Source organism: Streptomyces sp. PA03-5A, from assembly GCF_033792725.1.
Classification (GTDB): domain Bacteria; phylum Actinomycetota; class Actinomycetes; order Streptomycetales; family Streptomycetaceae; genus Actinacidiphila.
In genome coordinates, this window is the sequence record NZ_JARAVL010000002.1 from 193,169 (window position 1) to 204,378 (window position 11,210).

Consider the following 11,210-nt stretch of genomic DNA (forward strand, 5'->3'; position numbering starts at 1 on the left):
CTCAGCGGGCCCCGGCGGCGCGGCCGCGGGCCCGCTGGCCGCGCTTGCGACCGCCCGTCGGCCACAGGCGCGGCCGGCGTCGTGAGGCGACGTCCTCGGTCCAGCCGACCAGCAGGACGGCGGCGCCGATGAGCGGCCAGACGACGAGGAACTGGAACCAGGTCGCGTCGAGCGGGAGATGGGCCTCGAAGAAGGGCACGTCCCACATCAGGTCGATCAGCGGGACGCTGGCGAAGAGCGCGACCTCGTGCCACAGGTAGACGGTGACGGCACGGGCGTTGAGCAGTCCGACGGCGCCGTCGGCGACGGGCAGGCGGCCCGTCCGGCGCGGGCGGAAGCGCAGCAGCAGGAGGACGAAACCGGCCGACCACAGCGCCTGGGCCAGCGGGATCTCACCGAGGTCGATGCCCTCGTCGGTGGGGTGGGTGTATGCGAACCAGCCGCCCGCGGCGAGGCAGAACGCGGCCGAGGCGACCACGGTGCGGGCCTGCAGGGCGTCCAGCAGGCCGTCGCGGTGCGCGAACCCGAGCAGCCAGCAGGCGGCGAAGGTGACGAGGTCGACCACCGGCGTGAGGGCCGGCTCGGCGAGCGGCAGCCGGTCGTACTGGGCGAGGACGACCAGGGCGCCGCAGGCGGCCAGGCACGAGCGCGGCGCGGCCCGGAAGGCCTTGAGCAGCCAGGGGGAGAGCAGGACGAGCCACAGGTAGGTGCGGATGTACCAGAGCGGGGCGATGATCTGCTCGGCCCAGGCGGTGCCGGGCGGGTCGGCCAGCGGCAGGATCCACAGCAGCATCCGGTGCCAGGAGTGCGGCCGCCAGCCGTGGAGCAGCATCAGGACGGTCACGGCGGCGGCGAACAGCCAGAAGGGCACCAGCAGCCGCCGCAGCCGGCCGCGCACCACGGACAGCGCGGGACGCTGCAGCGAGTGCGCGGCCAGCGACCCGGCCAGGGCGAACATGATGCCGATGGACGGGAGGAGCAGGGTCAGCCAGGCCCAGCCGAAGGTGTGGTAGACGACCACCCGTACCAGGGCGAGGGCGCGCAGCAGGTCGAGGTAGCGGTCCCGGCCGCCGCCCCCGCCCCCGGTGGAGGGGGCGGGGGCGGCGGGGGTGGAGCTGCGCGGCCCCGGTATGCGCGTCCCGGCGCCGTCCGCGGGCCGGGGCGGGGCCGCCGGGGCTCCCGCCTCACGTGCATCGGACATGGGGCAACTCCTCGGGAGGGTACGGGTGTTCAGACGCGGCCGGCGGTGCCGCTGCCGACGGTCGGCGCGCCGACCTCGCCGGTGCGCCGCAGTTTGTGCCAGCCCAGCCGGCCGCCGTTGACGGCCGTCACGCAGGACTGCAGCAGCACGAGGTACATCAACTGCCGGTACAGCACCTGCTGGAGGGGCAGCGGCCACAGGTCCCGCAGCGGTTCGCCGTCCAGCCGGAAGGCGTACGCCGCGCACGCGGCCTGCACGGCGAGCACGCCCGCCCACGCGAGCGCGGTGCGAAACGGGTCCATGAAGACCAGCCCGTAGATCGCGAACACGTCGATGAGCGGGGCCAGCAGCGGGGCGAGCACCTGGAAGAGGACGACGAGCGGCAGCCCGACCCGGCCGAAGCGGCCGGAGTGCCCGCGGTCCAGCACGGCGCCGCGGTGCTTCCACATCGCCTGCATGGTGCCGTAGCTCCAGCGGTAGCGCTGCTTCCACAACTGCCGTACCGAGGACGGCGCCTCGGTCCAGGCGCGGGCGCGCTCGGCGTACACCACGTGCCAGCCGGCCCGGTGCAGCGCCATCGTGACGTCCGTGTCCTCGGCGAGGGTCTCGTCGCTCATGCCGCCGACGTCGCGCAGCGCGTCCCGCCGGAAGGCGCCGCACGCGCCGGGGATGGTGGGCATGCAGCGCAGCAGGTCGTACATGCGCCGGTCGAGGTTGAAGCCCATCACGTACTCGATGTGCTGCCAGCGCCCGATCATCCGGGTGCGGTTGCCGACCTTGGCGTTGCCCGCGACCGCGCCGACCCGCGGGTCGCCGAAGGGCTGCACCAGTTCGCGGACGGTGGCCGGCTCGAAGACCGTGTCGCCGTCCATCATCACGATCAGGTCGTGCCGGGCGTGCGCCACACCGTTGTTGAGCGCCGCGGGCTTGCCGCTGTTGGGCTGCCGCACGAGGGTGACGCCGGGCAGGTCAAGGGCCTCGACGATGTCGGCGGTGCCGTCGGTCGAGCCGTCGTCCACGACCACGATCTCCACGGGATGGTCGCTCGTGGCGAGGGAGTTCACCGTGTGGGTGATGCACTCCTTCTCGTTGTACGCGGGGACGATGACGCTCACCGGTTCGGTGACCGCCGGCCCCCAGCGGAAGCCGGGCGCCCGGCGCTGCCGCGCGTGCCGGCGCGCCAGCACCAGCATCGCGGCGAACCGGGCCAGCACCAGCAGGCCCACCCCGGCGAGGAGGACGGCGAGCGCCGGCACCGCTGCCTCGGAGACCTCCACCGCGGCGACGAAGACCCGTCCCTTCCACAGCTCCGAGCCGCTGACCTTGTCGTTGGTGGACGTGGCGCCGACCGCCTCGCCCACCGTGGCGAAGCGGTAGCCGCGCTCCTTGAGCAGCGGGACCAGCCGGTCCAGCGCCGCCACGGTCTGCGAGCGGTCGCCGCCGGCGTCGTGCATGAGCACGATCGCGCCCTCGCCCGGCTTCGCCGGCACGGAGGCGTCGACGATCGCCCGCACACCGGGCCGTCGCCAGTCCTCGGCGTCGCGGTCGATGAAGGCGGCCACGTAGCCCTGCTTGCCGACCCGCTGGACGACCGGCCAGGACAGGTCGTCCAGCGCGTCGGCGGTCGAGGAGTACGGCGGGCGGAAGAGGGAGGCGTGGATGCCGGCGGCCCCCGCGAGCGCCAGCTGGGTCTGGGACAGCTCCCGGTCGATCCGCCCCGGCGACTGGTACACCAGGTCGGGGTGGGAGAAGGTGTGCACGCCGATCTCGTGGCCCTCGGCGACCATCCGCCGGATCAGCGCGGGGTGCCGGGCGGCCATGCCGCCGGTCACGAAGAAGGTGGCGCGTACGTGTTGCCGCTTGAGCACGTCCAGCACCTCCGGCGTCCAGACCGGGTCGGGTCCGTCGTCGAAGGTGAGGGCGATGGTGCGGTCCGGGGTGCGGTACGAGCGGGGCCTGTCACCGGTGGTGTCGACGACCGGGCCGCCCTCCAGCACCGCCTCCGGCACCTTGTCCGCCGAGACCGGCGGGTGGACCCGGTGGTCGGCCTCGAAGTCGCCGCGTACGTAGCCGCCGAGCAGCAGGACACAGACGAGCACCACGAGGGCGAGCAGGGGTATGACGAGGCGGGGGCGCAGGGCGGTCACTGGCCGCCCTGCGGCTGCTGGTCGACGGGGCCGTCGGAGGCGCCCGGGGCGGGGGAGGCGGAACCGCTGGGCTGCCCCGACGGGGAGCCGGACGGCGCCGGTTCGGTCGCCGTCGCCCCGGTGGTCGGGGTCGCTCCGGTGGTCGGGCTGCCCGCCGTCGCCCGCGGGGTGGCGGGGGCGCCGCCGCCCTTGGCCGGGCGCTTGGTCGGGGAGGTGCTGGGGCTGGGGGAGGACGGGGAGCCGGCCGTCCCGGACGGGGACGGCGCGGCCGCCGCCCCCGCCCGGAGGAAGCCCGCCGTCACCGGGGGTGCTGCGGCCTGGTCGGCCGGTACGTCGAGTTCCCCCGTCCCCGAGGAGCCCGCGTCGTCCGGCGCTGTGCTCGGCACCCCCGGCAGCGGCAGCAGCGTCTTCGGCGCGATCGGCGTCGCGCCGGAGAGGCTGAGTGCCAGCGCCGCCGTGTAGACGGAGCATGCCGCGCCGACCAGCCAGCCGGCCCTGCGTACTGCACGGGCCCGTCTCCCGCTGGAATCGACGAACACGGGGCCGGGCAGCGCTATCAGCTCGGTCTCCGGCTCGGGGGGCCCGGCCTCGGACCCGACATCGTCTGCGGGCGTTTCTGACCATACGTCGCGGTGGTGCTTGGAGAGCATGCCGCAACGTAACGCGACGCAAGCAGTCCTATGGGACGTATTTCGGACTTGACCATTTCCGTGGGTGAAGTGGTCGAATTCGGCCGCGGGTGGCTGTGGCCCCCGCTGCGGCGTCAGCCGCGGCCGATGTACGGCATCGTCGTCGCCATCACCGTCGCGAACTGCACGTTCGACTCCAGCGGCAGCGCGGCCATGTGCGCGACGGTGCGGGCCACGTCGGCGACGTCCATCCGGGGCTCGGTCATCAGCCGCCCGTCCGCCTGCAGGGTGCCGGCCGCCATCCGCTCCGTCATCTCCGTGGCCGCGTTGCCGATGTCGATCTGCCCGCAGGCGATCCGGTACGGACGGCCGTCCAGTGCCAGGGACTTCGTCAGCCCGGTGACGGCGTGCTTGGTCGCCGTGTACGCCACGCTCAGCGGCCGCGGCGCGTGCGCGGAGATCGACCCGTTGTTGATGATCCGGCCGCCCTGCGGCCGCTGCGCGCGCATCGTCCGGAAGGCGGCCTGCGCGCACAGGAACGCGCCGGTGAGGTTGACGTCGACGACGGCACGCCACTGCTCGAACGTCAGCTCGTCCACCGGCACGGCGGGCGCCCCCATCCCCGCGTTGTTGAACAGCAGGTCGACCCGGCCGAAGCGGGCGCCCACGGCGGCGAACAGCGCGTCCACCGCCTCCGGGCGGGTGACGTCCGTCGGGATGACCGCCACCGCCGCGTCCGGCAGCCCGTCGGCGGTCCCGCGCAGCGCCTCCTCCCGCCGGCCGGCCAGGGCCACGGCCCAGCCCGAGGACGCCAGTTCGCGTGCCACCGCCCGCCCGATGCCCGACCCGGCCCCGGTGACCACTGCGACCCGGTGCGCGGTGCCCGTTCCATTTCCCGCGATCTCAGTCATGGCTCCGCAGGGTATGCGGTGCCACGATGAAACCATGTCACCCTACGCCGACCCCCTGTCGCACAAGGAGATCGAGGACCGCCTCGCCGAGCTGCCCGGCTGGTCCCTCTCCGAGGACGGCGCGAGCCTGCTGCGCACGTACCGGCTGCCGCACATCCCGGCGGCGGTCTTCGTGATGCACATCGCCCAGATCCAGGACGAGCTGAACCACCACAGCGACCTGACGCTGGGTTACCAGTCGGTCGCCGTCTCCGTCACCACGCACGCGGCGGGCGGCCGGCTCACGGAGCGGGACTTCGGTCTGGCCCAACGCATCGAGGCCATCGCCCCGGCCCACGGGGCCGCGTAGCGGCAGGCCCGCGCGGGCGCGAGCGCCCCGCGGCGTGCGGGCCGGTGGGTGGTGTTGCCGGCGCGAGGCGGGGCGGTGGCGGCGGTGCGAGGGCCCGGGCCCGGGTGTGACAGGGGGCCGTATCGGCGGGTGTGCGCCCACGTGGTGTCCTGGTGGATGCCCTGATGACGGCCGGTCAAGCCGAGCGCAGACGCTTCGTGGCGTGCGGGCCGGTGGGTGGTGTTGCCGGCGCGAGGCGGGGCGGTGGCGGCGGGCGGCTCGGGTCCGGGCCCGGGTGTGACAGGGGGCCGTATCGGCGCGCGTGCGCCCGGTTAGTGACAGCCACAGGCCTTGACGGGCCGTCACCCCGTTGGCGGGGATGCGACCCGTGCGTGCCGTGTCCCCGGTCGGGGTGATCTTGATGGGCTGCCGGGGCGGGGGCGGGGCGCCCCCGGCTGCACACCCTCTGCCGTCCGGGAGCTTCCCGGACGGGGGGCTTCGCGTCGCGGGGGCGAGATGTCCCGGTTAGGGTGGCCGTTCCGGGTCGCGGAGCTGACGCGGCGTCAACAACGGACAGGGGCACCGTGGGCCGAACGGGGGGTTCCGGGAGTCCGTGTGCGCGACCGGGGCCACGCAACCCACCGCCAGGGAGGGACACGTGACGCACCCGCAGGCCCGCAGCCGCCATGACCGCACGCTGCGCGCCGCGGCGGCGCTGCTCGACCGCCGCCGCTTCCTGACCGTCACGGGGGCCGCCGCGGCCCTCGCGTTCAGCACGAACCTGCCCGTCGCCGGTGCCGCGCAGGGGGCCGAGGCGCCGCCCGGGGCGCTGGCCGGGGACCCGTTCACGCTGGGTGTCGCGTCGGGCGACCCCACGCCTTCGGGCGTGGTGCTGTGGACCCGGCTCGCGCCGCGCCCGTACGAGCCGGCGCCGGGCGACGGACTGCCCGAGGCCCGCGTGCCCGTCCGGTGGGAGATCGCGCGGGACGACCGGTTCGCGCGGGTCGTCCGCCGCGGTACCGCCCTGGCGCACCCGGAGTTCGGCCACACCGTGCACGTCGACGTCCAGGGCCTCCAGCCGGACCGGGTGTACTACTACCGCTTCCGCGTGGGCCCCTGGATCAGCCCCCCGGGCCGTACCCGCACCGCCCCCGCGCCGGGCGCCCTCCCGTACGAGATGCGGCTGGCCGCGGTGAGCTGCCAGGCCTACCACGACGGGTACTTCACCGCGTTCGGTCACCTCGCGAACGAGGACGTCGACGCCGTCTTCCACCTGGGCGACTACCTCTACGAGTACGCCGTCAGCGCCACCGGCGGCGCCCGCGCCCTCACCGACCGCACCCTGCCGGAGTGGTTCGCCAAGGAGACGGTGACGCTGGAGGACTACCGCCTGCGCTACGCCCTCTACAAGTCCGACCCCGACCTGCAGGCCGCGCACGCCGCCTTCCCCTGGTTCGTGACCTGGGACGACCACGAGACCGAGAACAACTACGCGGGCGGCAGCGACGAGCACGGCGGCTCCGCCGACGCGTTCCTGGTCCGCCGCGCCGCCGCCTACCGGGCCTACTGGGAGAACCAGCCGCTGCGCCTCCCGCAGTTCCCCCGGGGCCCGGACATGACGCTCTACCGCCGCTTCCACTACGGACGGCTCGCGCAGTTCGACATCCTCGACACCCGCCAGTACCGCACCGACCAGGCGTACCGGGGCCGCTGGCACGACCCCGGGCCGCAGTCGCAGGACCCGGCGCGCACGATGACCGGGGCGACCCAGGAGCGCTGGCTGCTGGACGGCTTCGCCCGCTCGCACGCCGTCTGGAACGTGATCCCGCAGCAGGTGGTGTTCTCCCGGCGGAGGAACGCCGCCGCCGCCTCCCCGCTCAGCATGGACGCCTGGGACGGCTACCCGGCCTCCCGGGACCGCGTGCTGGCCGGGGCGGGAGCCGCCGGCATCGAGAACCTGCTGGTGCTCACCGGCGACGTGCACGTCCACTACGCGATGGACATCAAGGCCGACTGGGACGACCCCACCTCGCGCACCGTCGGCACGGAGCTGGTCACCAGCTCGATCAGCAGCGGCCGCAACGGCTCCCCGCGCCCGTCCAACTGGTCGTCGCTCCTGGCCGCCAACCCGCACCTGCGGTTCTACGACGGGCGCCGCGGCTACGTGACCGTCCGGCTGGACGCCGAGGAGGCGCGGGCCGACTTCAAGACCGTCGACTCCGTGACCACCCCTGGCGCCGACCTGACCACCGCGGCGTCCTTCGTGACCGAGGCCGGGGACCCCGGTCTGCGGGAGACCTGAGGGGCTCAGTCCTCACCGGGGTAGCGAACGCCGATGCGGTCCCGGACCGTGTCGAGCGTCCGCATGACGGCGAGGCTGCCCTCCAGCGGTACGAGCGGGGACTCCCGCTCGCCCGCGCGCAGGCAGCGCATGACCTCGGCCGCCTCGTGCTGCAGCCCGCGCAGTCCGTCGTCCGGGGCGCCGAACTCCTGCGGCTCGCGGCCCTCACGGTGCAGCACGAAGCGGTCCGGGTGGAAGAAGCCGGCCGGAACCTCGATCCGTCCCGCGGAGCCGGTGACCACCGCGGTCTGGGCGGTGTCGGCGGTGAGGGAGCAGCTGAGCACCGCCATGGCGCCGCTGTCGTACCCGAGCAGCATGCCGGTGTTGTCGTCCACACCGTGCTCGGTCAGGTGGGCCCAGGCCTGGACCTCGTCGGGCTCACCGAGCAGCAGGTGGGCGAAGGACACCGGGTAGACGCCCAGGTCCAGCAGGGCGCCGCCGCCGAGGGCCGGGTCGAGCAGCCGGTGGCCGGGCTCGAAGGGACCGGCGAGGCCGAAGTCCGCGTGCACACTGCGGACCTCGCCGACCGCCCCGTCCGCGACCAGTTCGGTCAGCCGCCGTACCACGGGGTTGCAGTAGGTCCACATGGCCTCCATCAGGAAGAGCCCGCGGGCTTTGGCGAGGTCGGCCAGCTCGCGCGCCTCGACCGCGTTGACGGTGAACGGCTTCTCGCACAGCACCGACCGTCCGGCCCGCAGGCACAGCCCGGCCGCGACGCGGTGCGCCGAGTGCGGGGTGGCGACGTACACCACGTCGACGCCGTCGTCGTCGGCGAGTTCGGTCCAGCTGCCGTACGCGCGCGGGATGTCGAAGCGGTCCGCGAAGGCGCGCGCGGAGGCGAGGCTGCGCGAGCCGACCGCGACGATCTCCGCGTCGTCCTTCATCTCCCGCAGGTCCTCGGCGAAGGACGCTGCGATGCCGCCGGTGGCCAGGATGCCCCAGCGCACTTTCCTACCGGAACCGACCGATTCCGTCATGAATCTGCCCCCACCTGGCCTCGACCACCTCGTGATTGCTGAGAGCATAGAGAACGATTCACACACCACGGAGAGAGACCCATGCCGGAAGCCGGCGCGACCCCGCCCGACCAGATATCCACACCGGGGCCGTCCATCCCGGTACGACGCGCCGGAGACGTCCCAGGAGCTCGCACCAGCCTGATGGTGACGTTCCTGCTCGGCGCGCTCAGCGCGCTTCCCGCGCTCTCCATGGACATGTACCTGCCGGCCCTGCCGCAGGTCACCGAGGACCTGCGCAGCCCGGCGGTCACGGTGCAGCTCACGCTCACCGCGTGCCTGCTCGGCCTCGCCCTCGGGCAGATGATCGTCGGCCCCATGAGCGACCGCTGGGGGCGCCGCCGCCCGCTGCTGGCCGGAATGGCGCTCTACGTCCTCGCCACCGCCGTCTGCGCCTTCGCGCCCACCACGGAACTGCTGATCGGCTTCCGGCTGCTGCAGGGCCTCACCGGCGCGGCGGGCATCGTGATCGCCCGCGCGATCGTCCGCGACCTGTACGACGGTGTCGCGATGGCGCGCTTCTTCTCCACCCTGATGCTGATCTCCGGGGTCGCGCCGATCGTCGCGCCGCTCATCGGCGGGCAGGTGCTGCGGATCACCGACTGGCGCGGGGTCTTCGTCGTGCTGACCGTGGTGGGCGTGCTGCTCACCCTCGTGGTGTGGCGCTGCCTGCCCGAGACGCTGCGTCCCGCGGACCGGCACGGCGGCGGGTTCGGCGCCACGCTGGGGGCGATGCGCGGGCTGCTGGCCGACCGGGCCTTCACCGGCTACATGCTCACCGGCGGCTTCACCTTCGCCGCGCTGTTCGCCTACGTCTCGGCGTCCTCGTTCGTCGTCCAGGAGATCTACGGCGCCTCGCCGCAGACCTACAGCCTGCTCTTCGGCCTCAACTCCGTCGGCCTGGTGGCGCTGGGCCAGGTCAACGGCAAGATCCTGGTCGGGCGGGTCAGCATGGACAAGGTCACCGGGGTGGGGCTGGCGGTGATCACGGTGGCCGCGGCCGTGCTGCTGGCGCTGACCGCGGGGTGGCTCGGGCCGGTGGGGCTGGTGCCGGTGGCTGCGGGGTTCTTCGTGCTGATGGCGGCGATGAGCCTGGTCCTGCCCAACGCCAACGCGCTCGCGCTGATGCGCACCCGGCACGCCGCCGGCTCGGCCTCCGCGCTGCTCGGCACGACCTCCTTCCTGGTGGGCGCCGTCGCCTCGCCGCTCGTCGGGATCGCGGGCGAGCACACGGCGGTGCCGATGGCCCTGGTACAGCTGGGAAGCGTCCTGGCGGCCTGGGTCTGCTTCGCCGGGCTGTGCCGACCGTGGCGGCGTACTGTGGATGCACGGTGACACCTGCCGTCATTGCCGCGCCGAGTCAGGAGGCAGCGATGTCCGAGCCGATCGACGAGAGCAGGTGGGCCTGGAAGACTGCGGACAGTTGTCTGCACACCGGGTCCGAACACATGATCGATCCGGAGGACCTGGTCATGGCCTCCGGCCGTGAGCCGACGCCGGCCCTCATCGAGAAGGCCCGCAAGTTGCTGGAGGAGCATGGCCCCGCAGCTGTCGAGAGGTACCTCCCGTGAGGCGCAGCTGCGCGGCGACGAACTGAGTCTGCTCGTCGAGGACATCACCCCATATCTCGAACCCGTGCCCCCCTCCGTGCACCCGTGGTGCGCGGGGGCGGTGGTCCTGGCGGGCCGCGGCGGGACGGTCGCACTCCACGAGGCCGTGGGCTGGGCGGTGCGCTACGCGTCCTACGACGAGGGCGCCGACCGCGGAGTGGAGCTGAGCCGCGAGCGATGGGTCCCGATGCGGCCGGACACGGTCTTCGACCTGGCCTCGCTGACCAAACTCTTCACCGCCGTCGTCGCGGTGGGCCGGCTGGAACTCGGCCGGGAGGTCGCGGCCTACGTGCCCGAGTTCGCCGCCGCGGGCAAGCAGCGCATCACCGTGGGACAACTCCTCGACCACACCTCCGGACTCCGTCCCGAACTGCCGTTCCACGACCACCCCGACGCCGAGGCCCGGGCGAAGCTGCTCTGGGAGGAGGCCCCGGTCGTCGCGCCCGGCACCGAGCGGATCTACTCCGACCTCAACCTCATCGCACTGCAGCACGTCCTGGAGCGGACCACCGGAGAGGCCCTCGACGCCCTCGTACGGGAGGACGTGACCGACCCGCTCGGGATGTACGACACCCGCTACAACCCGCCCGCCTCCTGGGCCCCGCGGATCGCCGCCACCGAGGACCAGCGCAGGCCCTGGGCGCGGCTGGACCGCGGCCCGCTCCGCGGGACGGTCCACGACGAGAACGCCCACGTCATGGGTGGTGTGGCCGGCCACGCGGGGCTGTTCTCCACCGCCTGGGACCTCGCCCTGTTCTGCCGTGCGCTGCTGGACGGCGGCGGCCCCTACCCCGGCTTCGAGCTGGACCGGCCCTGGTTCATGGGCGCCCTCGCGGGGCGCGGGGCGGCGGGCCACACCGGGTTCACCGGCACCAGCCTGGTGATCGACCCCGCCACCGACGGCTTCCTGGTGCTGCTCGCCAACTCCGTGCACCCGTGCCGTACCTGGCGGGACGGCAGCGTGCCCCGGGCGGCCGCGGGCACGCGGTTCGCGAAGGCGCTCGGCGTGGCGTGAGCCCGGTGGCGT

Annotated in this window: 10 protein-coding genes; 5 read left to right on the forward strand and 5 right to left on the reverse strand. The window is 73.8% G+C overall.

From position 1 onward, the window contains the following. Position 1: 1 nt before the first annotated feature. The 4 genes from PV410_RS03475 to PV410_RS03490 form a co-directional block, all read right to left on the reverse strand. Positions 2-1,201, reverse strand: coding sequence for an acyltransferase family protein (locus tag PV410_RS03475; protein ID WP_500322211.1), 1,200 nt, complete (start codon positions 1,199-1,201; stop codon positions 2-4). A 29-nt stretch (positions 1,202-1,230) separates the two neighbouring features. Then, complete coding sequence (locus tag PV410_RS03480; protein WP_500322213.1) at positions 1,231-3,348, reverse strand: bifunctional polysaccharide deacetylase/glycosyltransferase family 2 protein; 2,118 nt, start codon at positions 3,346-3,348, stop codon at positions 1,231-1,233. Next, positions 3,345-3,998, reverse strand: a complete 654-nt coding sequence (locus PV410_RS03485; RefSeq protein WP_500322214.1) for a hypothetical protein — start codon at positions 3,996-3,998, stop codon at positions 3,345-3,347. The genes PV410_RS03480 and PV410_RS03485 overlap by 4 nt, the downstream gene beginning before the upstream one ends. 113 nt (positions 3,999-4,111) lie before the next feature. After that, entirely contained in the window at positions 4,112-4,888 is a 777-nt protein-coding gene (locus tag PV410_RS03490) for an SDR family oxidoreductase (RefSeq protein WP_500322216.1), read from the reverse strand. A gap of 34 nt (positions 4,889-4,922) precedes the next feature. Here PV410_RS03490 and PV410_RS03495 point away from each other — a divergent pair, with 34 nt between their 5' ends. Then, the gene (locus tag PV410_RS03495) at positions 4,923-5,237 is read left to right on the forward strand and encodes a 4a-hydroxytetrahydrobiopterin dehydratase (RefSeq protein ID WP_500322217.1); all 315 of its coding nucleotides are present in this window, start codon (positions 4,923-4,925) and stop codon (positions 5,235-5,237) included. Positions 5,238-5,874: 637 nt separating this feature from the next. Beyond that, entirely contained in the window at positions 5,875-7,518 is a 1,644-nt protein-coding gene (locus PV410_RS03500) for an alkaline phosphatase D family protein (RefSeq protein ID WP_500322218.1), read from the forward strand. Positions 7,519-7,523: 5 nt separating this feature from the next. Here the strand turns inward: PV410_RS03500 and PV410_RS03505 are convergent, their stop codons facing one another. Continuing rightward, the gene (locus PV410_RS03505; RefSeq protein WP_500322220.1) at positions 7,524-8,534 is read right to left on the reverse strand and encodes a Gfo/Idh/MocA family protein; all 1,011 of its coding nucleotides are present in this window, start codon (positions 8,532-8,534) and stop codon (positions 7,524-7,526) included. An 81-nt stretch (positions 8,535-8,615) separates the two neighbouring features. Here PV410_RS03505 and PV410_RS03510 point away from each other — a divergent pair, with 81 nt between their 5' ends. From PV410_RS03510 to PV410_RS03520, 3 genes are read left to right on the forward strand one after another with little or no spacing between them, the layout of a single operon-like run. Continuing rightward, a complete protein-coding gene (locus PV410_RS03510) occupies positions 8,616-9,908 on the forward strand; it encodes a multidrug effflux MFS transporter (RefSeq protein WP_500322221.1) in 1,293 nt (430 codons plus the stop codon). Between the two features lie 38 nt (positions 9,909-9,946). Then, the gene (locus tag PV410_RS03515; RefSeq protein ID WP_499511571.1) at positions 9,947-10,144 is read left to right on the forward strand and encodes a hypothetical protein; all 198 of its coding nucleotides are present in this window, start codon (positions 9,947-9,949) and stop codon (positions 10,142-10,144) included. Then, positions 10,110-11,198, forward strand: a complete 1,089-nt coding sequence (locus PV410_RS03520) for a serine hydrolase domain-containing protein (RefSeq protein ID WP_500322222.1) — start codon at positions 10,110-10,112, stop codon at positions 11,196-11,198. Before PV410_RS03515 ends, PV410_RS03520 begins: the two co-directional genes overlap by 35 nt. Positions 11,199-11,210: the final 12 nt, after the last annotated feature.